At 63.1% G+C, this 22,847-nt stretch carries 13 protein-coding genes; 7 read left to right on the forward strand and 6 right to left on the reverse strand.

The window, feature by feature from the left end:
• Positions 1 to 8: 8 nt before the first annotated feature.
• From tssG to D0B32_RS00270, 4 genes are all read left to right on the forward strand, one after another.
• Complete coding sequence (gene tssG, locus D0B32_RS00255; RefSeq protein WP_259294832.1) at positions 9 to 1,097, forward strand: type VI secretion system baseplate subunit TssG; 1,089 nt, start codon at positions 9 to 11, stop codon at positions 1,095 to 1,097.
• Positions 1,098 to 1,205: 108 nt separating this feature from the next.
• On the forward strand, positions 1,206 to 3,896 hold the full coding sequence (gene tssH / locus D0B32_RS00260) for a type VI secretion system ATPase TssH (RefSeq protein ID WP_117331689.1): 2,691 nt from the start codon (positions 1,206 to 1,208) through the stop codon (positions 3,894 to 3,896).
• A gap of 27 nt (positions 3,897 to 3,923) precedes the next feature.
• Positions 3,924 to 5,402, forward strand: a complete 1,479-nt coding sequence (gene tagH / locus D0B32_RS00265; RefSeq protein WP_117331690.1) for a type VI secretion system-associated FHA domain protein TagH — start codon at positions 3,924 to 3,926, stop codon at positions 5,400 to 5,402.
• Between the two features lie 37 nt (positions 5,403 to 5,439).
• A complete protein-coding gene (locus D0B32_RS00270; protein ID WP_117331691.1) occupies positions 5,440 to 6,219 on the forward strand; it encodes a PP2C family serine/threonine-protein phosphatase in 780 nt (259 codons plus the stop codon).
• 94 nt (positions 6,220 to 6,313) lie between these two features.
• Here D0B32_RS00270 and tssC read toward each other — a convergent pair whose 3' ends face one another.
• From tssC to D0B32_RS00300, 6 genes are all read right to left on the reverse strand, one after another.
• Positions 6,314 to 7,819, reverse strand: coding sequence for a type VI secretion system contractile sheath large subunit (gene tssC / locus D0B32_RS00275; RefSeq protein WP_117331692.1), 1,506 nt, complete (start codon positions 7,817 to 7,819; stop codon positions 6,314 to 6,316).
• A 42-nt stretch (positions 7,820 to 7,861) separates the two neighbouring features.
• Positions 7,862 to 8,371, reverse strand: coding sequence for a type VI secretion system contractile sheath small subunit (tssB, locus tag D0B32_RS00280; RefSeq protein WP_117331693.1), 510 nt, complete (start codon positions 8,369 to 8,371; stop codon positions 7,862 to 7,864).
• A 93-nt stretch (positions 8,372 to 8,464) separates the two neighbouring features.
• Complete coding sequence (gene tssA, locus D0B32_RS00285; protein ID WP_117331694.1) at positions 8,465 to 9,544, reverse strand: type VI secretion system protein TssA; 1,080 nt, start codon at positions 9,542 to 9,544, stop codon at positions 8,465 to 8,467.
• A 14-nt stretch (positions 9,545 to 9,558) separates the two neighbouring features.
• Positions 9,559 to 15,174, reverse strand: coding sequence for a filamentous hemagglutinin N-terminal domain-containing protein (locus tag D0B32_RS00290; protein ID WP_117331695.1), 5,616 nt, complete (start codon positions 15,172 to 15,174; stop codon positions 9,559 to 9,561).
• An 11-nt stretch (positions 15,175 to 15,185) separates the two neighbouring features.
• Positions 15,186 to 16,940 carry a ShlB/FhaC/HecB family hemolysin secretion/activation protein gene (locus D0B32_RS00295; protein ID WP_117331696.1) on the reverse strand — a complete coding sequence of 585 codons (1,755 nt, stop codon included), beginning with the start codon at positions 16,938 to 16,940 and terminating at the stop codon, positions 15,186 to 15,188.
• 10 nt (positions 16,941 to 16,950) lie between these two features.
• Positions 16,951 to 19,095 carry a CHAT domain-containing protein gene (locus tag D0B32_RS00300; protein ID WP_259294833.1) on the reverse strand — a complete coding sequence of 715 codons (2,145 nt, stop codon included), beginning with the start codon at positions 19,093 to 19,095 and terminating at the stop codon, positions 16,951 to 16,953.
• Positions 19,096 to 19,358: 263 nt separating this feature from the next.
• Here D0B32_RS00300 and tssJ point away from each other — a divergent pair, with 263 nt between their 5' ends.
• The 3 genes from tssJ (at position 19,359) to D0B32_RS00315 (ending at position 22,796) form a co-directional block, all read left to right on the forward strand.
• A complete protein-coding gene (gene tssJ, locus D0B32_RS00305; RefSeq protein WP_117331698.1) occupies positions 19,359 to 19,934 on the forward strand; it encodes a type VI secretion system lipoprotein TssJ in 576 nt (191 codons plus the stop codon).
• A 166-nt stretch (positions 19,935 to 20,100) separates the two neighbouring features.
• Positions 20,101 to 21,432: a type VI secretion system baseplate subunit TssK gene (tssK, locus tag D0B32_RS00310; protein ID WP_117331699.1), complete on the forward strand. Its 1,332-nt coding sequence runs from the start codon at positions 20,101 to 20,103 to the stop codon at positions 21,430 to 21,432.
• A gap of 5 nt (positions 21,433 to 21,437) precedes the next feature.
• Positions 21,438 to 22,796, forward strand: coding sequence for a DotU family type VI secretion system protein (locus D0B32_RS00315; RefSeq protein ID WP_117331700.1), 1,359 nt, complete (start codon positions 21,438 to 21,440; stop codon positions 22,794 to 22,796).
• The last annotated feature ends 51 nt before the right edge of the window (positions 22,797 to 22,847 follow it).

The raw sequence follows: 22,847 nt of genomic DNA on the forward strand, positions 1-22,847 counted from the left end.
GCGAGCCGATGCCGCCGCCGTCTGCGCTCAATGCGTCCGCCAAGGCAGACGCACTCGCCGCGTTGTTCGCACAGGTCGGCGCCGCGCCGCATCGCTATGACTTCTTCCACTTGATGCGCCGGGTCGAAGCGTTGACGCCCGATCTTCCGCGGCTAGGCCATGCATCGCGCCCTTCTGCTGAACCGTTGCGGCTCGCTCAGGCCGTCTCGCTCGCGTTCGCGCCCGCACCGCTAGCCAGCCTGACACGCGCGGACGAGCACGGCACCCCCATCGTCCCGCGCCTCGCGCAGCATTTCTTCGGCCTGCTGGGACCGAACGGACCCTTGCCGCTGCATCTCACGGATTTTGCGCGTGAGCGCATCCTGCATCATGGAGACCCGACGTTCTCGCGTCTGCTCGACATGCTGTCGCATCGCTTTTTGCTGCTGTTTTACCGCGCGGCGTCGCAAGGGCGGCCGGTCAACCAACTGGATCGCCCGGACGGGGACCGCTTTGCATTCTATGTGGGCTCGCTGATTGGCCTCGCGGACCCAAGCTGCCGGCAACGCGACGCCGCATCGGATCGGGCCAAGCTGCATTTCGCCGGACTCCTGAATATGCAGACGCGGCCGCCCGAAGTGCTCGAAACGCTGATCCGCGCCGTGTTGCGCGTGCCCGCGCGCATCGAACCGTTTTGCGGACACTGGATGACCCTGGAACCCGGCGAGCGCACCGCGCTGCATACGCAGAGTGTGCACCCGCGCCGCCGCGGCAACCGTACTCACATCGCGCAGTTAGGATGTGGCGCCGTGCTGGGTTCACGCGTATGGGACCGCCAGCATAAGTTTCGTCTCGTGATCGGACCGCTTTCTCTCGCGCAATACGAGGCATTTTTGCCCGGCGGAGCTGCACTAGCCACGCTGGTGGCGCTGGTGCGTCAGCAACTGAATCGCGAACTCACATGGGACGCGCAACTGGTGCTGCGCGCGAACGAGGTGCCCACGGTACGACTCGGCCGTCATGGTGCGTTGGGTTACTCAGCATGGCTCGCAAATCATAGACGTCGGGTGGATGCCGCTGATCTCGCACTCGATGCGGACGCACGCGTTCCCCTATGAAACCGCGGCGCCACTCGCCGCGTTGAAAAAAGCGCGCCCCACACCCGTCTTATTGAATGACGACGTGCGCCTTCGCGCCGCCCGTCCCACGTTCATGGAGTCTTCACGATGGCGGAAATCAGTCGTGTCGCCTTGTTCGGCAAGCTCAATGCGCTCTGCTACAAGTCCGTCGAAAGCGCCACCGTATTGTGCAAACTGCGTGGCAATCCCTATGTCGAACTCGCGCATTGGCTCATGCAGATCGTCGAGACGCCCGGCTCCGATCTGCAGCGTCTGATTACGCACTACCAGATCGATGCCGCCGTGCTGGCACGTGAAATGACCGTGGCACTCGACCGTCTGCCGCGCGGCGCCACGTCGATCTCCGATATCTCCGAGCACGTCACGGATGCCATCGAACGCGCGTGGGTCTACGGCACGCTGTTATTCGGTGCAAACCAGGTGCGCACCGGTCATCTGATGGTTGGCCTGCTCAAGACGCCGAGCCTGCGCAACGTACTGCTCGGCGTGTCACGCCAGTTCGAACGGATCAAACTGGAGGACCTGTCGGATCATTTTGTGCGCATCCTCGCAGGCTCCGCCGAGGAACCCAACGAATCGGACGCGCATAGCGACAAGCCACATGAAGGCGGCGCAGAGCCCGCTCCCGCCAGCATGGGCAAACAGGAAGCGCTCAGGAAATACGCGACCGACCTCACCGAAAAGGCCCGCAGCGGCAAGCTCGATCCGGTCAGCGGCCGCGATGAGGAAATCCGCCAGATCGTCGACATCCTGATGCGGCGGCGCCAGAACAATCCGTTGCTCACGGGGGAAGCGGGCGTCGGCAAAACGGCGGTCGTCGAAGGATTCGCGCAACGGCTCGTGCGCGGTGACGTACCGCCGCCGCTGCAAGGCGTCACACTCATGGCGCTCGACCTCGGCCTGTTGCAGGCAGGCGCCAGCATGAAAGGCGAATTCGAACAGCGTCTGCGTCAAGTGGTGGAAGAAGTGGAGGCAAGTGCGTCGCCCATCATTCTGTTTATCGACGAGATTCACACGCTCGTCGGTGCAGGTGGCGCAGCGGGTACGGGCGATGCGGCGAATCTGCTCAAGCCCGCACTCGCACGCGGCGATCTGCGCACCATCGGCGCGACCACGTGGGCCGAATACAAGAAGTACGTCGAAAAAGACCCCGCACTGACGCGGCGTTTTCAGGTCGTGCAAGTCCACGAACCCGACGAGATGAAAGCGGTACGCATGTTACGTGGAGTGGCGTCGATGCTCGAAGCGCACCACCGTGTCCAGTTGCTCGACGAGGCGATCGAAACCGCCGTGCACCTCTCGCACCGCTACATTCCGGCGCGTCAGCTACCGGACAAGGCCGTGAGTCTCCTCGACACGGCCTGTGCGCGTGTGGCGGTCAGCCAGCACGCCACGCCACCGCAAGTCGACGATTGCCGTCGCCGTATCGAGGCGCTGACGATCGAAAGCGACATCATCGCACGCGAGGCAAGTGTGGGCGTCGAGGTCGGTACGCGCAGCACGGAGGTCCTGGCCGCACTGGAGCGCGAGCGCGCCGCACTCGACACGCTGGAAGCGCGCTGGAACGAAGAGAAGGATGTGGTCGATCAGCTGTTGAAAGTACGCGCCGAATTGCGTGCAGGCGGTGCGCCAGTTGATGAACCACAGTCACAAAACCCCGACCCGGAACCGCTTGATCCACGCGTCGAGCGCGCTACCCTGCTTGAGCGCCTCGCGCAAATCCAGACGCGTCTCGCGGAGCTGCAAGGCGAAGCGCCGCTGATTTTGCCCAGCGTCGACGCCGCCGTCGTTGCATCCGTGGTCGCCGACTGGACCGGCATTCCCGTGGGCCGCATGGTCAGGAACGAGATGGCGGCCGTGCTGAATCTTGCGGAAACACTGGACCGGCGCGTGATCGGTCAGCGCCACGCGCTCGACATGATCGCGAGGCGCATCCAGACCTCCCGCGCACGGCTCGACAATCCCGACAAACCCATTGGCGTATTCATGCTGTGCGGCACCTCGGGGGTCGGCAAAACCGAAACCGCGCTCGCGCTCGCCGAAGCGCTCTATGGTGGCGAGCAAAACGTCATCACCATCAACATGAGCGAGTTTCAGGAAGCGCACACCGTATCGACGCTCAAGGGCGCGCCGCCCGGTTACGTGGGCTACGGCGAAGGCGGTGTGCTCACCGAGGCGGTGCGGCGGCGTCCCTACAGCGTGGTATTGCTCGACGAAGTCGAAAAGGCCCACCCGGACGTGCACGAAATCTTCTTTCAGGTCTTCGACAAGGGCTGGATGGAAGATGGCGAGGGGCGCTACATCGACTTCAAGAACACCATCATTCTGCTGACCTCGAATGTGGGCTCCGAGATCATCATGCGTCTGTGCCGCGATCCCGAGCACATTCCCGCGCCCGATACGCTCGCCACCGCGTTGCGCGAGCCCTTGCTCGAGGTATTTCCCGCGGCGCTGCTCGGCCGCGTCGTTACGGTGCCGTACTATCTGCTCTCCGATGCGATGATGGCCAACATCGTGCGCCTGCAACTGGAGCGCATCCGCAAGCGCATCGCGGAGAACCACGGCGTACCGTTCGACTACGACGATACTGCCGTCAGCCTGATCGTATCGCGCTGCACCGAGGCGGAATCCGGTGGCCGCGTTATCGACGCGTTGCTCACCAACACCGTGTTGCCACGTATATCCAACGAATACCTGACGCGTTTAAGCGAAGGCGCTGCGCTCAGGCGCATCGGCCTCTCGGCCACGGCAGGCGAATTCCACTATGCGTTCGACTGACGCGCGACCAAGGGCGGAGTTCATTCGATGTTGACGCTGACGGTCACGCACTTCAATGGCAAACCGCCTCTCCAGCGGATCGCAGCCACGTTCGACAACGAAGGTGGCACGATTGGCCGTGCGGAGACGAACCAGTTGGTGCTCGAAGACGCGGAGCGCACCGTCTCCCGCGTGCATGCACAGATCGTGTGGCGCGAAGGACGATACCGATTGATTGATCGCGGCAGCAATCCGGCGCTGGTGAACGGTACGCCGCTCGAACCCGGTGAAGAAATCGTCGTCGCAGAAGGTGACGAAGTGCAGATCGGTGGCTACCAGTTACGCGCGACGCTCGATGGCGACCGCGAACCACTCAACTCAAACGCCGATCCGTTTGCCGACATTTTCGGTGACGCCGCACCTGCCTCGCCCACCCAACGCAAAGGCTACGATCCCGACGATCTTGACGAACTGTTGCGCCCGGCCCCCGATCGCGTCGACGCAGTACTGCAACCGCAAAGACCATCCTCACTGCTGCCGGATGATCTGGACCTGGGTTTGAACGACCCCGTCGCGAATCGCAGCATCGACGAACTGTTCGATCTCGGTCCCGGCGCTGATCTCGACAGCCTCGATCATCGTGACCCTCGCGACTTGAAACAGCGTGGATCGCCAATCGACGACCCGCTCTGTGCGCCCAACACCGCCAACGATGCCGATCCGTTTGCGAGCCTCACTGCCTCGAAACGCGCCGATGCACCACCGCCTACGCAGCCGGATCGCGGCTCGGAACTGCACAGCGCGTTTCCCTTACCGCGCATGCGGCAAGCGCAAGCACAGACACAAGCGCAAGCGCAGCCAAAGCAACCGCGTGACGCCGAACGACATGAGCCCACCTGGCGCAACGCAGATGAAGCGCCGCCAGCAGACCAGCGCGCCTTACTTGAAGCGTTTTTGCATGGCCTCGCGGCACCCCATCTTCGGATCGACGCGTTGAGCCCAGCCCTGATGCAATTGATCGGCACCCTGTTGCGCGAAGCCACCCAAGGCACACTCGATCTGCTGGTGGCGCGCGCGGCGACACGCCGCGAAATGCGCACCGATGCCACCATGATCGTCGCGACAGGCAACAATCCACTGAAGTTTTCGCCAGACGTGGAGACCGCACTCGGTCATCTGTTGAATGCGCCCACGCGCGGTTTCATGCCGGCGCCGGTGGCACTCGCTGATGCCTATGACGATCTGCGGGCGCATCAGGTGGGTTTCGTTGCCGGCATGCGCGCCGCGCTCGACGGCGTGTTCGAGCGCTTCGAACCCGCGCGCATCGAAGCACGCCTGACCCAGCATTCGTTGCTCGACGCGTTGCTGCCGAACCTGAACCGCCGCGCGCAGTGCTGGAACCTGTTTGCCGACCTGTATGCGCAACTCTCACGCGAAGCCGCGGACGATTTTCACGCGCTGTTCGGCAAGGCCTTCGTCGAAGCGTACGAAGCACAAATAGACCGCCTGAAACAACGCAAGCCATGAGCCGCACGTTTGCGGACGGTATGCGCCGGAGGACATCGTGCAATTGCAAACCGCGAGCGTAAGCGATGCCGGTGGCCGCAGCCGCAATGAAGACGCTCACGGCGAGTGGCGCGCTCAAGCGCTCTTTGCGTGCGTCGTCGCGGACGGCGCCGGGGGACATGGCGCCGGCGACATCGCGTCGCGCATCGTGGTGGATACAGTGCAGGCCGAACTCGGACGGGTCGCCACAGCGGGAATGGCGCTGAACGCCGCGAATCTGATGCGTATTTTGTTGCGCGCCAATGACGCCATTATCGACGCTCAGGAGGCCGGCAGTGAGCGGGAGAATATGCGCTCGACCGCCGCACTCTTCGCCATTGATGAGCAGGCGCAATCCGCCACGTGGGCGCACTGCGGTGACACACGCGTCTATTGTTTCCGCAACGGCGTGACGAGAATTCAAACGCAGGACCACAGTCTCGTGCAGAGCATGCTCGATGCAAATCTTCTAGCCAAAGAGGATGCGCGGCATCATCCACGCCGCAACGTACTGTTTTCGGCGCTCGGTACCGCCGATGATCTCTCCATCGCAGTCTCGGGTGAGCCCTTCCCCCTCGCGGAAGGCGATGCGTTTTTGCTGTGCACCGATGGCTTTTGGGAATACGTGGAAGAGACGGAGATGATCGAAGCCATCGGCAGCAGTATTACCGCCGGTGCATGGCTCGATGCTCTCGCGGCACGCGTACGCGCGAATGCGCCTAAGGGACACGACAACTTCACCGCAACGGCCGTCTGGATCGGCGAGCCGCAGCAAAGCACGATATTGAAGCTGCGCTAAGGCGCCGCTACCGTTGGGCCATCAAACCAGACTGGCGACCACGATCAGCGGCGCTACTTAATAACTACTGTGAATTCAGCCCGGCAGCGCTTTTTCAGGCCGCCGCCTTCGCCGACGGCAAACGCGACACCAGCCGCAACGACACCGTCAGCCCTTCGAGCTGATAATGCGGCCGCAGATAAAACGTCGACGTGTAGTAACCCGGCGCGCCTTCCACCTCCTGCACCTTCACTTCGGCGGCCGCGAGCGGCTTTTGCGACTTGGTGATCTCGGATGAGTTCGCCGGATCGCCGTCGACGTATTGCGTAATCCAGCGGTTCAGCCAGATCTCCATGTCCGAACGTTCCTTGAAGGTGCCGATCTTGTCACGCACGATACATTTCAGGTAGTGCGCAAAGCGATTGCATGCAAACAGATACGGCAGCCGTGCCGCCAGCGCTGCGTTGGCAGTCGCATCCGGGTCTTCGTATTCAAAGGGCTTTTGCAACGATTGCGCGCCAATGAAGGCGGCGAAATCCGAGTTCTTGCGGTGGATGAGCGGCATGAAGCCATTCTTCGCCAACTCCGCCTCGCGACGATCGGAGATCGCGATCTCCGTGGGGCACTTCATGTCCACGCCGCCGTCGTCGGTCGGGAACGTATGCACGGGCAGACCTTCCACCGCGCCGCCCGATTCCACGCCGCGAATCCGCGAGCACCATCCATACAGCTTGAACGAGCGGTTGATATTCACGGCCATCGCATACGCCGCGTTGGCCCACGCATACTTGTTGTGATCGGCCGAACCGGTGTCTTCCTCGAAATCGAATTCGTCCACGGGCGCCGTGCGCGCGCCATACGGCACACGTGCGAGAAAGCGCGGCATGGCAAGGCCAATATAGCGGGCGTCCTCGGATTCACGCAGCGAACGCCAGCTTGCATATTCCGGGGTGCCGAATATTTTTGTCAGATCGCGTGGATTGGCGAGTTCCTGCCACGAGTCCATCTGCAGCAAACCAGGGTCGGCCGCCGCGATAAACGGCGCATGCGCCGAGGCCGCAATCTTGGACATTTCGCCAAGCAGTTCGACATCCGGCGGATTCTGGTTGAAGTAATAGTCGCCCACCAGTGCGCCGAACGGCTCGCCGCCGAACTGACCATACTCTTCTTCATAGACACGCTTGAACAACGGACTCTGATCCCATGCAATGCCCTTATAGCGCTTGAGCGTCTTGCCGAGATCCTTCTTCGAGATGTTCATCACACGGATCTTGAGCATCTCGTCCGTTTCCGTGTTGTTGATCAGGTAATGCAAGCCGCGCCACGATCCTTCGAGTTTCTGAAAGTCCGGGTGGTGCATGACCTCGTTCACCTGTTCGGTGAGCTTGGCGTCGATTTCGGCAATCATGCTCTGGATCGTACGGATCGCGTCGCCGGAAATCAGTTGCGTCTTGGAGAGTGCCTGTTGCGCGAGCGTTTGCACGGCCGTCTGCACGGCGTTCATCGCTTCGTCGCTCTTCGGGCGAAACTCCTTGTTCAGGAGCGCGGCGAGATCGCCACCTTCGAGCGTGCTCGCCGGTTGCTCGACCGATACGTCGGCGGACTTCGGAATATCAGACATGTTGGTGTCCCTTCAAAGGGAAGCTGCGGCACGCGCCGCGCCTCATTCGGCCTCGGCCGCCGGTTTTTGCGCAGCGCTTGCCAACGTCTGCAATAGCGCGGGATCTTCGAGCACACGCGCAATCAATTCTTCCGCGCCCGTTTTGCCGTCCATATACGTGACGAGGTTGGCCAGTTGCGTGCGCGCTTCCAGCAAGCGGTTCAACGCATCCACCTTGCGCGCAACGGCTGCCGGCGAAAAGTCATCCATGTTCTCGAACGTGATGTCGACGCTGAGATTGCCCTGCCCCGTCAAGGTATTCGGCACCTGGAAGGCGACGCGTGGATTCATCGCTTTCATGCGACTGTCGAAGTTGTCGATGTCGATTTCCTGAAACTTGCGCTCGCCAACCGGCGGCAGCGGTTCGGCGGGTTTGCCCGACAGATCGGCAAGCACGGCCATCACGAACGGCAACTGGATCTTGCGTTCACTGCCATATGTTTCGACGTCGTACTCGATCTGCACGCGCGGCGCGCGATTGCGGGCGATAAACTTCTGACTGCTGGTTGCCATGACCCCTCCCTGCGTGTACGGGACCCACTCCTCTAAGACGAACGGTTTGCTCTCAATTGAAAGCCCTGTCGTCTGGCAATGCGAAAACGTCCTTTATTCCGGCTCTTTTCCAACAATCTGATGAATCTGCGCGAGACTGTCCGGTGCGAGGTCCTGCATGATGGCGATGAAGTCCTTGCCCATCAGCGCGCGGGCGCGACGGATCAGCAACGGCGCGGGGTTGGTGGGCTCGGTCTTTTCCAGAAACGTGCACACGGCGTCGAGCATGGCAATCGCGTCATCCCGTGTGGCGAGTTGGCTGTTGCCATGCTTCTGCGACGATGCCTTAACCAGGCTGTCTAATCTGTCTGGCGAAGGCATTGCGACAAAACCCGTTTGCTGCACGGACGCCACTCCGTTCATGGCCACCCCTGACGCTGGCGTTGACGGTTGATCCGCCACCACCGCACGACACGCGCCGGCCACGCTTTGCGCCACGCTCATCATGACCGTCAGGCTCGGCGCATCCGTCGCGCCAAAGCGCGCGCTCATCAGGTTCGCGAGTTGCTCGACGGTTTGCGGCAGGCTGAGCGCATCCGCAAGCGCTTCACGATCCTGCTTGACCGCTTCAGCCAGTACGCCCTGCACCAGTGACAGCGTCACCGTGCGATCGCCAGCTGTTGCGGTGAGCTTGCCGAGTCCGATCAGGATGTCGCGCACACTCAGGCGCTCGCCGGGCACCTGACACACCTGCGCCGCGCGCAGATCGTGCAGCAGCGTCACGTGATCGTCGAACGGTGTGTACGGATCGGCAAGCGCTGCCAGCGCGTTGACGCGCAACGCGGTGCTGTTGTCGTCCTCGGCGTCGAGCGGAGGATACAGATCGTCCCAGTAGCGATCGAGCATGCCAGTCAAGATTCGCAAGCCTGCGTGAAAGCCGCGCAATCCGCTGTCATGCGCGGCTGCCCGCGTATATGTGATCGCGAGGCGCAAATCCTTCGATCTGCCAAGCAATGCGCTCACGCGCGCCATTATGTCGTGCCACGGCGGCTCGTCCGCTTCCTCCTGGAACTGACGTTCGGGTTTCGCGCTGGCAAGCGCTTCCAGTTCGAGAAAATCGGCGTCGTATTCGAGGTCCACGCCGCACGGCGGCATCGAACCGGTAGCGGCCAGCAGCGGTTCCACATCGAGCATCGCAGTCTCCGTGGCTAGAACTCGTCGCAGCCGTGCTGGCCATTGACGACGAGACAACTGTTCAGATTCGGCCGCGAGCGGACCCGCTTCCATTCCACGGCGAGCGTATCGGCCGCGCCTTCGGGCTGCTGCAGCGCAAGCAAGGGTTGATCGGAACCGACGCACACATTGATACCGCCCAGGTTGCTCTCGTAGACGAAGCTCTGTTCCTGCGCGGTGAACAACGGTTGCAGACCGGACCGATCGAACGGCCGGCCGTTGAGCGGTAACGGCGCGGGTGCTGCCGCAGACGCTGGCGCGGACGTGGTTCCGGCTGCCCCGCCAGGTGGCGGTAGCGGGACGTTGGTGACGGGTACGACCGTCAACGTCCCCGGCTGCATGGCCACCTTGTATCCCACCGACGAAGTGAAGCTGCCGGTAATCGGATAGTTGCCAACGGGTGACGCCGTGGTTGCGGTCGTGCTCAACGGACCACCTGTGACAGCACTGCTGCTGGCGTCGCCAGCCACCAGACCGCTCACCGAATCCGAGAAGCTCGGGTTGGTCGCACCCACCGCACGGCTCGCATTGCCGACGGTAACCGTGAGCGTCGGCTGCGCGACGTACACGAAATGATTGCTCGCGAGCGGCACCGTGCCGCCCCAGCTACAGGTGCCCGGAAAAATGCAGCCGTAGTAGTTGGGTGCCGGGCCACCGGGGTTGAGACCGCCGCGCGTCTCACCCTGCCAACTGGCTTCCCAGATGTGCCACGCGTTGCCTGCACTGAGCGTGCCGCCGCCGACGTTGTCGAACTCGCCCGCCTCCATGACGAGGTCGATCGTGCCCTGGGCGTCGATACCGGTTGACGTGCCCGCCTTACCTAGCGTAATCCCGCCAATCGTCGAACTCGCCTGCAACGATCCGCTCAGGGTGGAGTTGGTGGCGTTGATCGTGGTGACGCCGCCCGTGGCGCGATCGAACGTCTGAGCGCTCAATGGACCGATGGTGAAGCTGCCCGGCTGCGAGAACGTGACATTCTGTGCGCCGGGAATGGCGAGCGTGCCGATATCGTTGCCCGGATCGGTCAGGGTAAAACTGGTAGCCGGACCGTCCAGCAGCAGACCGGCGGCCTGAATTCCGTTGGGGTCGGTGGGTGGAGCTGAGGTGACGAAGGCCAGCGTCTTGCCCGACAGCGACACGCCGTAAGGCAGCGCGTCAGCCTGGCCGCCAAGTGCCGGATTGTCGAGCGTCAGATTGGTGGCCACCGTGGGCCGCGTGAATTGCGCGCAAGTCGCGGCGCCGCCCGCACAGGTACCCTGCACCGTGATAGAGGCCACTTGGGTGGACGAACCGAGCACGAGCGTATTCAGATCGTTCGAGAGCGTTTGATAAGTCGTCGGGTCGATGCTGAGACCCGGCGTGGCCGCGCTGCCAAATAGCGTGATGGGCACGTTGTTTTGTGGTGTCACGGCGAAACTCGCGGGATCGACCGAAGCACCCGTGAGGATTGCCGTGCCACCCAGGCTCGATAAAGAACCCACGGCACTGCGGCTGAGCAGACTGGTAGCCGTGCCGTTGTTGAACGACTGCAACAGGATGACGCCCTGCGGACCCGCGCCGATCGAAACGGGGCCGCTTGCCAGATTCCATTCAGTAGACAACGGCACCGCGCCAATCCCGATGCCCGCATCGCCCGTCACCGTGGAGCCAGTAATGGAGATTTCGCTACCCGTGCCACTCGCGCTCACCGAGCCGTTCGCCAGCAAAACGCCATAGCTGTCGCTCTGCTGGGACGCTACGGCTTGCGGCGCGACCTGTGGTGCGACGGTGACATCAAGCGCCGGAGCCTGTGCCGTAGATGCTCCCGCATAGGCGCCGCGTATATCCACCGTGCCGCCTGCGGTCGTCCTGATCGTCGAGCCATTCAGCAGATCCACACCGCTGTTTCCCGCGCCCGTTGCCGAACCGAAAATGCCGATCCTGCCGGTCGTGGTGGTAATACTCGAAGCGGGATCCGCATCGAACGATAGATCGTTTTCGATCACCACGCCGCGTCCCGCGATGGTCCCCTGCACGCCGCTCTGCCCTTGCAGATCGACGTTCCCCGACGCGGCGACGATCGACGCGCTGTTGAAATCGAGCGCCGCCTGGCGCAGTGAAGCGCCCTTGTTGAAACCGTGCAGCGTGACCGCGCCGCCCGTCGCGCCAGGCGTGCCGCCAGTCACACCGACGCGCGTGTCGATATCCACGAGGTCGAGGTTCACCGCTGCATCGTCGAAGCCGCTCGCAGTGCCGTTCAACGTGCCGGCCGTAAAGTTGCCACCATTGGTCCAGATCTGCACGCGGTCGGTTGAACTGTCGTTGTTGCTGCCTATGTCGATCAGGTTCGCCGCGTTGAGCGTGATATTCAGCGCACCGGAACTGGACTTCGCACTGCTCGGACTGAAATAGATGGAGCCCGCTGCGTTGAGCGACAGCGTCGCATCGCCGCCCGCGTTCTTGAGGATCGGGCCCAACACGTCGATGTTACCGCTGGAGGTCGGCGTGGCCGTGGTCGTGATCGTCACGTTCGCAGTGGGTGTCGATTCGTTGCTCAAGATCGGCACGAGCGTATTGGTTGCATTATTGAATCGGTAGGATTCCGTACCGTTTATTTCAAGGTCCCCAGCGTTGCTGAACACCACCGTGCCGGCTCCCACCATCCCCAGCACATTGACCTGATGCGGCACACCACCCAAAGCAAACGTACCAAGACCGTCGAGCACCAGATAATCGGTGCTGATCGGCGCGTTCGCGCTGGACGCTCCCGTTGAGGCCAACGTGAACGTGGAGGCCAGTTCACCCACCATCTTCGCACCAACCGGCAGCGAGATGCCCTGGCTTCCGGCACCGGAATTGTCGAGCGTCACATTCGCATCAAAGCTGGCGGTATTCGGCGCGCACGTCGCGCCGCCCGTTTCACAACCCGCGTTGAGTGTGATCCTGCCAACCTGCGTAGGCGATCCGATAATGAGGTTGGCCGTCTGCGTCGAAACGATGTTGAACAACGCCTGCGGCAGACTGAAACCCGCGCCGCCGCTAAAGACGTTAGTGGACGTGCCATTGTTGGGAAGCACGGCAAACGTGGTGGGGTCTACGCTGCCTGGCACGAACACCAGCGTTCCGTTAATGGCCGCAATCGACGAAGCCGCGTCCACGCTAAATGGCGAAGCGCTGCCATCGTTCGCCGCGCGCAGCACGATCATGCCGTTGGGCGCGGCGCCACCCGGCAGGCCCGTGGTGGAGAACTTGCTACCGGTCAGGCTGATGGCACTCTGCGCCGAGGGCTGCGAGGCGGTGACCAGAATTTGTCCAATGCCGTTTGCCGTCACATTGACATTGTCGAATTCCAGCGCGGAAAAGTACGTATCGCCGCTGGAGCCGGTTGCGGCTACGCCGTCGCTGACCGCACGCAAATCGATCGTGCCGGTGTTGGTGGTGATCGTCGCGGGCGCTGCCGCGCTCAGGCCACTCGCGCCAATCCCCTCGAGAATGTGGCCGCTGCCGAAGATCTGGATGTTGCCGGACGTGGAGTTGATGCTGGTGGGGAAAGCCGCGTTGCCAATCATTTCTACGCCTAGCGCGGGTGTCGAATTTGCGTTGACGAGCGCCGTGCCTTCAATGTCGATGGGCGCGTTCGTCGTGTTCATGGTCACGCCTTCCAGATACACGCCAGTACTAACCGGCGACGCGCCGTGAATCGTGATACTGCCGCTCGCGGCGTTGGGTATGGGCTGCAGTTCCGTGGAGATCGCGCGGGTGTCGATCTTGACATTGGTCAACAGCACTTGCGGGCTGATCGTTCCCCCCGGATACGGCACGCCGATCACCACGTTGCCGCCGTTCGTCGCCAGCGTCGGGCCTGCCAGCGTTTCGGCGATGCTGGAGATCGTGATCTTCGCGCTGCCATCGGTCACCTGCTTGCCGTTCGCGATCAGCGTGATATCGAGCGGCCCAGGCGTATTGCCGTTCAGCGGCTCATCCGTAATGGACGGCGTGTCGCGATTGTTCATCGTGATCGAGCCGCTCGCCTCCAGCGTGAGCGAGGTCCTGCTGCCATTGTCCTTGAGGATGGGCCCATTCACGATGATGTCGCCGGGTTCGCCACCGCTCGGCGTGGTCTGCACGGTCGAGATCGTCACGCTGACGTTGTGATCGAGCGCGTAGTCGATCGTGCCTGTCGAAATCGTCGAGGTGGTTGCACCCGAATTGAATGCGCCGTTAAAGAGCGTGTCGGTCGACGAGTCGGCCGTGATGGTCGCGTTGTACGGATCGAGCAGCCACGTGCCTGCCGCGCCGTTCGCTCCCGACACGTTCACCTGCGCGCCGTTGACATCGAGGTAGCCGCCCGACGTTTCGACGCTCCCGCCGCTGCCACCCTGTGGGCCACCCTGCGCCGACAGCGTGCCGTAGAGGCGCGCCGTCTGCTCCCCATACGCGACGATCTGGCCACCGGGTCCATTCGCCAGAGCGTCCGCATGAATCTGCGCGCCCGGCGCCATCCAGATGCCCTCGGCATTGCGGATGTCGGTGGCTGTACCGCCCGGGCCGCCGCCGAAACGCACGCGCCCGCCGCCCGTTGCACCGCTCGCATTGAGCATCGCACCGGAGAGCAACGCCACGTCTTGCCCCGTCACGTCGATCTGCCCACCGCTGAGTCCCGTGCCGCCGTTGGCCGCGACGCTTCCCGACACCAGCGTCACCCCTTGCGGGCCACCGTCCAGGACGATGTGTCCATTTCGTTCAGCCAGGCTTTGCGCCTGCACGATGCCAGTCTGGTTGAGTACCGTGGCAGCGAGCGCGTCGGCGCTTTGCACCGACATCAGCACCTGGCCACCGTCCGCTGCCAGCGTGCCCGAGTTCTGTACCAGCGCCTGCGCTGCAGGACCGTTGATCTTGAGCATGGTGAGACCGTCGCCGGCAAAGTCGAGCGTGATGTCGCCGCCCGCGCCGAGCGCCACCGTACCGAGTTTCGCGCTCACCGTGCCGCTGTTGTCCACCTGCGCGCCGAGCAGCGCCACCGTGCCGCCGGAGGTCGCCTGAATCGCGCCCTGGTTCACTACGCTGCCGCCCTGCTGTCCGGCGGCGGTGAAGTGATAATTGCCAGCAAGGAAGTCCGCGTTGGAAATGCCAAGCGTCGAAGCCACCAGCGAACCGACGTTGATCGACGCACCCGGCGCGAACAGTACGCCGGCCGGATTGACGAGAAACACCTTGCCCGTTGCGGTCAGGTGGCCCGCAATCACACTTGCGTTGTTGCCGAGCACGCGGTTGAGCATCACCGAGTTGACGTTCGGTTGCTTGATGTTCACCGTTTCATTGCCGTTGATCGAAAAGCCGTTCCAGTTGACGATCGCGCTGCCGGAGTTCTGCTGTATCGAGAGTGCATTGTTGGACGGCGTGCCGAGGGTGACGCTGCCGCTCACGACCTGGCCGCCCACGGGCAACGCCAGCGCCTCGGATGCCGCCAGCAGCACCAGCAGCGGCATGAGCCGCATGGCAAAGGGCTGACCGCAAGACTTGCCGCGCGGTGCGCGAGCGCTCTGCTTGCGGCAGGCCCGCTCGGCTGCCCGGCGGCGTTGCCGGTGAAGCACGCAGGAAGTGTCGTTCATGGCTGGCTCCGTCAAAACGCCTTCGACAACTGCACATAGAGGCGTGGCACCTTGTCGTCGCCGGTCGAGTCGGCGCGGGTGGTGCGCCAGGCGAGGCTCGAATCGATCGTGATGCCGGCCGGTCCGGTCCAGTAGAGCGCGACGCCGGCGCCACTGCGCGTCACCGTGTTAGCGCCCTGGCCGTGCACCGAGCGTTCGTTGTAGCGACCCACCGCGATATCGAAGAATGCAGACAGAGTGAGTGGCGGCAGCGCCGCGTAGCGATACGAGGCCGTGGCAATCAGGCCGTCATCGACGATGGCTTCGGAAGGCGAATAGGCGCGCACGGCATGCGGTCCGCCGAGTGCGATACGCGACGAGCTGTCGAGGTTCTGGTTAGCCCATTGCCCGGATATGCCGACAAACACACTCGATTTGTCCGTGATGGCGTTCAGGCGATTGGCGAGCATCGTCACGCGCACGCTGTTGCCTTGCGTATCGCGACCGCCCTCCGATTGATCCTGCATGCGGGCGAGATCGGAATCGATCGTCAGATGCGCGAGCGACAGTTCCACTTCCGCGCTATTGAAGCCACCCTGCAGGAGACTGTCGCGCCCTTCATACGACAGCCCGACGCTCGCCACCTCGAGCTTTTGCGGGTTGGTGAAACCGGCGGTGCCGATCCGGTCGTTGAGCGCGCGATATTCGAAAGCACCACGCAGCAGCAGATTCTGGCTACGCGAGCGGATCAACGGATGCGTGATCGACGCCGTGACCACGTCCGCATCGCCTTGCGCATCGAGCGGCGAAAAGTTTTGCCCTAGGTAGTAATACAGATGCGAATACGCGATCCCCGCACGTGTGCCGTCGGCGTCGATGGGCACATCCTCGCCAATGCGGCCATACAGCGTGTCGGCACGCTCGGCCCCGAGAATGTTGATGTCCGTGTTATCGCCGATACCCAGCAACGATTTGCCGCGTCCAACGAGACCAATGCGTGCACGTCCCGCCGGCGCCGCGCCGTAGTTATCCGCGGCAACGCCGAAGTCCCAGCGGCGCGCAGGCTCGACGTTGATCGTCAGATCCACGGTGCCAGGCACGCTACCCGACTCCAGCGCCGAGGTAACGCGAATGCCCGGCACGTCGGACAGCAACAGCATCGTGCGTTCGAGTTGACGCTGCAACAGCGGTTGACCCGGCTTGATTGCGGCGACCCGCGCACGCAACAGACTCTCGCGCACCGGCGTGCCCGGCGCGACATTCAGATTCACGCGGCCAATCTTGCCTTCGAGCACGGTGAACGTTACGTCTCCGCTCGTCACGTCCTGCGGCGGCAGCACTACCTGAGCGAGCGCATAGCCACGTTCGCGATACGCTGCGGCAATGCGTGCTGCCAGAGCATTGAGATCGTTGAGCGAGACCTGTTGACCAATCTTGCCGTTGACGAGCGGCATGAGTACATCCGCCGGGAGCGTTTCGTTACCCACCAGATGAATACTGTGCAACTCGAAGGTCGTGCCTTCCGGCACCACGGGCGCTGCTGCGGGCGGCGGAGGCAACACGTTCGCGCCGCCGGTTGGAGGTGCGACGGGCGTCGGATTGGGTTGCTCGTTCAGAATGGTGCCTGCATTGGGCACCTGCTGCGTGCCTGCACCGGGAATCTGCTGCGCCCACGCGCCCGCCCACATCGCACACGCGAACGTAGCGGACACACAGCGTGCAATATGGCGCGGCGTGAGCAGAGAAAAGCTGCGCGCTGTGGCGTGCGTGGCGAGATCGCGGGTCATGGCAGCGTCCTCATTGCGCCACCGTGAGGCGCCAGCCGCCCATCAGATCGAAGGGTGCCCAGTAGAACGGATGCGAGAACTTGCTGTTGGCGAGCACGGCAAGCTGCGCCTTGCGCATTGCGTCGATCGCTTCGTCGCCGTGCGTGAGCGCGGTATAGAACGTATCCATCGTGAGCGCGGTGGATTCATCGGAGACGGGCCACATCGACACGATCAACGTGGAGGCACCCGCATAGAAAAAGGCTCGCGTGAAGCCGAGAATTTCGTCGCCGCGCTCTACGCGCCCCAGCGCCGTTTCGCACGCCGAGAGCGTGACGAGCGCCACGGAATCGAACTTCAGGTTGTAGATGTCTTCGGCTAGCAGAAAGTCGGGGCCGTCTGCCGGTTGCGTGGAGGGTGCCAGCAGAATGCGCGAATGCAACGGATCAATCGTGTCCGCCTGCGCGTGCGTCGCCACGTGCACGACGCGGCCCGTCGGCGCATTTTCGCTGAAGGCGGTGCGTGTCACCTGGGTTTCCAGAAAGGTTTCGTGCTGGGTGAAAAGCGGCGCGATGCCACGCACTTCAGCTTCGGCCCCCGGCAAATCGAGTTCCGGCGCGATGCGTGGATTGCCAAACGCCACCAGTTCGCTCGACACCCGTTGGCGCCGCCGCACGAGTTGCACCGCCACACTCGCGGATGGCACCAGCGCAATTGCGTGACGCTGGATCAGGAAGCCTTCGCCATTGCGCAGGGCCTGAAACGGCATGTAGTGGAGTTCCCCGTTGGGCACGACGATCAGCCGCTCGTTGGGCCGCAAACCGAGCGGCTCAATTAGCAGCGTGTCGAGACGTGCGCCATAGCTGAGCGCCTGTGGCCGCCCGTTGATGATCGCGTTGCGAAAGTCCCTGACGGCCAGCGTCATATCCTGACGCGCGATGGGTAACGTGAAGCCTTTGAGCCCATCGGCGCGCACCACCCACACGATCATCTCGCGCGGCAGGCTGTGAAATTCGACGATGGCTTCGTCGGGTCGCAACGTGGCGCGTACTTCGCTTAGCGAGAGCACGCGGCCATTCAACTGCTGCTGGTTGACGTCGCTCGCCAGACGGTTGCGTACCACATCCAGTAGCGCGCGGCCACGGCTGCGCTCGGAGAGCGTCCACGCGGTTTCGTAATCGCCGTCTTCCACCACGAGTGCGATGGTTTCCTCGAATACGGTCTGCGTGTCCGCGAACAGACCCGTCTTGAACTCGTCGCTGCGAAAACGCGCGCGGATGTTTTCCGAATCGTCAAGCGCCTGCAACCACACCGCGCGTGCTTCTGCACGTTGGCCCATCGCCAGATACGCGCGGCCCATGCCTTCGTGCGCCCAGAGGTTTTCGTAGCTGGCGTCGCCTTCGTCGCTCTTCGTGACGCTCGCTGAAAATGCCGCGAGCGCGTCTTGCGGCTTGCCTTCCGCTAACAGGAGATTGCCCTGGATGCGCCGGTAAAACGGCGCGAGCAACGAACTCTGCGCGTCCCTGGCCTGCTCGAAGGTCGCGCGTGCCGCTGCCGGATCGCCCGCCTGAATCTGCGCATTGGTGAGCGACAGCAGTACCAGCGGACGATAACGCGCCGATGCGCTAACCAGCGAGGTTTGATATTCGCTGATCGCCGTCTTTGGATCTCCCTTGCGGGCAGCGATATCGCCCAGCACCTTGTGCACGGGCGCGAGCACCTGCTCCGCGTTTTTCGTGCCTGTGGCGAGCGATTCGTTGGCGTAGCGCTGCGCGTCGTCGAGATCGCCGGCATAGCCATAGGCAATCGCCAGATCGCGTTTGGAGAGGGCGAGCAGATTGGTGTTGTCCGTTTGCTGCGCGACCAGCAGCGCACGCGATGCCGCTTCGATGCTTTCGCGAAACTCGCCGCGCTCGGCTGCGGCCACCGACATGCTGCAATACGCGTAGCCGTCGAGCTTCACCTGATCGCGTTCGAGCAGCAGACGGCCTTCCTGCGAGAGCGACTGGATCGTTTCGGCGTCGCGTGCTCGCGCTTCGGCCTGTCTTGCTGCGGGTGTCAGTGGCGCGTCCTGTGCCGCGACCGGAAGCGATAACACGAGTAGCGGGTACAGAAGCGCGCTCGTGGCCATCAACGCCCATCGCCGTGTTGCTTCGACATGCTGGATCGGATTCACGAGAGATTCCGCCGGAGAAAGTGGAACGACAAGCGCCATTCACTATTTGCACGACTCGGTTAAAGCGCTGCATTTCGTGCACCGCCCTTGCCGCTGCTCGATAGACGAACCACGCAAACGTTTTTCAAAATCGCTTCTGACGACTCGTCTGCCAGACAACACAGGTCGTGCGCGCTTTTTTGCTGCGTTGTGCGGCGCGTGACCGACGCCTGCCGATACACGAAGGGCGAGAAGCAATAACAGACGGCTGACCGGGAAGTGTCATGCAAGGTATCGAATCCACTACGAGGTATGGGGAAACGCGTGATGTGCGAGGCGTTGGGTACGTCACGAGAGTTTGCGCACGAGCGCTTACCGCTACGACGCAGTGTGGCCACGCTGTGCTGCTCGGCCTTGTTCTGCTCGCTTCGTGCGCGCTACTGACAGCATGCAAATCGCCGCCCCCGCCGCCCCCACCCACCGCCGTGAAAGTCAACGTCGCGGTGCTTGCCGCAGCGAATCCCGACAGCAATGGACGGCCCTCGCCGATTCTCGTGCGCGTGTACGAACTGAAAACCACGGCCGCTTTCGATAGCGCCGATTTCTTCACGCTGTATGGCAAGGATCAGGCCACGCTCGGCGCCGACCTGAACGCGAAAAACGAGTTCATGCTGCGCCCCGGCGAAAGCAAAGGCTTCGAACAGAACGTGCAGCCCGGCACGAAATTCATTGCGGTCGTGGCGGCCTACCGCGACATCGAACATTCGCGTTGGCGCGCGACGGTGCCGGTGCCGCCGAACAAAACCACACCGTTGACGGTGAGCGTCGGCGCCGCTGACGTTTCGATCGCGCCACCTTGACGACGGCTGAAAACGCGTCGTTGCGGCCTGGTCGTTGCACCGCGCGCGTTTGCAAATTGCGTCTGCATCAATCGTTCTTGAAGGTGGGCGCCGCCGCCGCAGGTTGGTGTACGCCCTGGCTAATCTCCCGCGCCGTGCGAGGCGTTGCCCGTCAATGCGAGCCACCATGACCTGGCATCAACGAATGATCTGGTCCGAAGGGTTATTCCTGGAGCCCCAGCATTTTCAGCAGCACGACCGCTTTATCGAACACCTGGTGCATTCGCATGGCCGGGCGACCGAGGCGTGGGCGTGGGGTTGGGTTGCCTGTCAGATCGACGAGGTTGCGCTTGGACTCGGCAAGGTCGCGCTCACGGCGGCGTTCGGCGTGTTGCCCGACGGCACGACGTTTTCGTTTCCCGATGAAGGACCGGCGCCGCCGCCGCTCGACATTCCCGCCGGTACGCGCGACGAAGTGATCCTGCTGGCGTTGCCGCTCTCGCGCAATGGCGCAAAGGAAGTGGACCTCGAAGGCAGCCCCGCCGATGGACTGCGCTACGTGGCCACCGATACGCAGGTCGCCGACGTGACCACCAGCACCGACCGGGTCGCCGAAATGCGCCTCGGCATGCCGAATCTGCATCTGATGCTCGCACACGAAGCGACGGATGCGTACGCGACCATCGGCCTCGCGCGCGTGGTCGAACGGCGCGCGGACAACACGGTACTGCTCGACGCCCGCTATATTCCGCCGATGCTGCACGCGCTCGCGCAACCCGTTCTGCTTGGCTATGCGCAGGAAATCGCCGGTTTGCTGCATCAGCATGCCGACCGGCTCGCCGCGCGTATTGCGAGGCCCGGACGCGGCGGCGTGGCGGAAATCGCCGATTTCCTGCTGCTGCAAACACTCAACCGCTTCGAGCCGCAATTCATGCATGCGTTGAACGTGCCGCTCCTGCATCCCGAGCGGCTTTATCAACTCACCGTTGCACTGGCCGGCGATCTCTCCACCTTCGACGATCGCCGTCGCACCCTGACATATCCCGTGTATCGTCACGACGACCTCGAAGCATCGTTCGAGCCGGTAATGAGCGAATTGCGTCAACTTCTTTCACAGGTTCGCGAACCGGATGCGGTCGCCATCGAATTGCAGAACCGCAAATCCGGCGTACGTGTAGCGGCCATCAACGATCTGGATCTCGTGAAGCAGGCCGGCTTCGTGCTCGCGGTGAATGCGCAAATGCCCAGCGACACGCTACGGGTGCGCTTTCCGACGCAAGCCAAGCTCGCGCCCGCCGACCGCCTGCGCGATCTCGTCAACCTGGCACTGCCTGGTATCGGGCTGCGCGCGATGCCGGTAGCCCCCCGACAAATTCCCTTTCACGCGGGCTTCAACTACTTCGAACTCGACCGCAACGGCGAGCTGTGGAAGGAGCTGGAACAGACCGGCAATCTGGCGATGTACATCGCCGGTGATTTCCCGGGTCTCGAACTGGAATTCTGGGCAATTCGCCAGTGACCGCCATGACAAGCGACGATCCGTTTGAAGGTTTCGAATCCGATCAGACCATGATCAAGCCCAATCCGGGCGCGCGCCGTCGTCCGGAGACGGCAGGCTCGCCGTTCGGGTCGGAGCGGGCCGGCGGTGGTGCCAATGGCACGCATAGCGCGTACAGCAGCGGCAGGTTCAGTGGTGACGAAGCCACCCTCGACGCGGTTTTCACTGCGTCCGGCACGAGCAGTTCGGTGAATCCGTTGATCGCTGCCTGCACGCCGCTGTTGCGTCTCGCACCGCAGATTCGCACGATGACCTCGTGCGCCGACCCGGTCGCGCTGCGCGATTCGCTTGCGCTCGGTGTACGCCGTTTCGAAGCGCAGGCGCGCGCGAGCGGTGTCGCCGCCGAGCATGTGACGGCCGCGCGCTACATCGTCTGCACCATGCTCGACGAAGCCGCTTCCGGCACGCCGTGGGGCGCGGGGGTGTGGGCGCGGAAAAGCCTGCTCGTGACCTTCCACAACGAAACGTGGGGCGGCGAGAAAGTGTTCCAGCTGCTCTCACGGCTCGCGCAGAAGCCGGCCCAACATCTGCCGTTGCTCGAACTGATGAGCCTCGTGCTCGCGCTTGGTTTCGAGGGCCGCTATCGCGTTGCGGGCGAAGGCCGGCAGACGCTCGATGCCGTGCGCGAACGTTTGTATCAGATGATCCGCAAGGAACGCGGCAGCGCAGAGCGTGCGCTATCGCCGCATTGGCGTGGCGTTGCAAGTCAAACGAGGCAGGTCACGGAACTGCTGCCGGTATGGGTGGTGGGTGCGCTCGCGCTGCTCATGCTCGTGCTCGTGTATCTGGCGATGAGTTTCAGCCTCGGACAGCGCTCGGATCCCGCCTTCGACACCATCGCTTCGATTCGCGTCGGCGCGACCCGCCCGCTGGTGATCGCGCAAGCGGCCAAGCCACGCCTCGCGGAATTTCTCGCGCCGGAAATCCGCGACGGGCGCGTTACAGTCAATGATCAGGTGGACCGCTCAGTCATCACGATTCGCGGCGACAGCGTCTTCAGGGCAGGCAGCGCGGAAGTCGCCGAGCGCGTGAAGCCGCTCATCCAGCGCATCGCAGCGGCGCTCAACGCGGTGCCTGGCAATGTGCTCGTCACAGGACACACGGACGATCAGCCGATCCGTTCCGCGCGTTATCCCTCCAACTGGGAACTCTCGCAAGACCGCGCCGCGAACGTGCGCGATCTGCTGGCAGCCACGGTGCCGCCAGCACGTCTGAAAGCCGAAGGCCAAGGCGATGCCGATCCGCTCGCACCCAACGACACGCCCGCAGGCCGCGCGCTCAACCGGCGCGTGGAAGTGACGCTGTTTGCCAAACCGGGTACGTGACGTTATTGATCGAGTGCTGTTTCGATAAATACGCGCTAAAGACAGGACCAC

The sequence above is a fragment of the Paraburkholderia sp. DHOC27 genome, assembly GCF_003429005.1.
In the GTDB taxonomy this organism is placed as follows: Bacteria; Pseudomonadota; Gammaproteobacteria; order Burkholderiales; family Burkholderiaceae; genus Paraburkholderia.

Coding starts and splice junctions, on each gene's coding strand:
- D0B32_RS00295 (WP_117331696.1), bottom strand. CDS start 16,940: ATGACCCGCGATCTCGCCACGCACGCCACAGCGCGCAGCTTTTCTCTG.
- tssB (WP_117331693.1), bottom strand. CDS start 8,371: ATGGCAACCAGCAGTCAGAAGTTTATCGCCCGCAATCGCGCGCCGCGC.
- D0B32_RS00290 (WP_117331695.1), bottom strand. CDS start 15,174: ATGAACGACACTTCCTGCGTGCTTCACCGGCAACGCCGCCGGGCAGCC.
- tssK (WP_117331699.1), top strand. CDS start 20,101: ATGACCTGGCATCAACGAATGATCTGGTCCGAAGGGTTATTCCTGGAG.
- tssG (WP_259294832.1), top strand. CDS start 9: ATGCCGCCGCCGTCTGCGCTCAATGCGTCCGCCAAGGCAGACGCACTC.
- tssC (WP_117331692.1), bottom strand. CDS start 7,819: ATGTCTGATATTCCGAAGTCCGCCGACGTATCGGTCGAGCAACCGGCG.
- tagH (WP_117331690.1), top strand. CDS start 3,924: ATGTTGACGCTGACGGTCACGCACTTCAATGGCAAACCGCCTCTCCAG.
- tssH (WP_117331689.1), top strand. CDS start 1,206: ATGGCGGAAATCAGTCGTGTCGCCTTGTTCGGCAAGCTCAATGCGCTC.
- tssJ (WP_117331698.1), top strand. CDS start 19,359: ATGCAAGGTATCGAATCCACTACGAGGTATGGGGAAACGCGTGATGTG.
- D0B32_RS00315 (WP_117331700.1), top strand. CDS start 21,438: ATGACAAGCGACGATCCGTTTGAAGGTTTCGAATCCGATCAGACCATG.
- tssA (WP_117331694.1), bottom strand. CDS start 9,544: ATGCTCGATGTGGAACCGCTGCTGGCCGCTACCGGTTCGATGCCGCCG.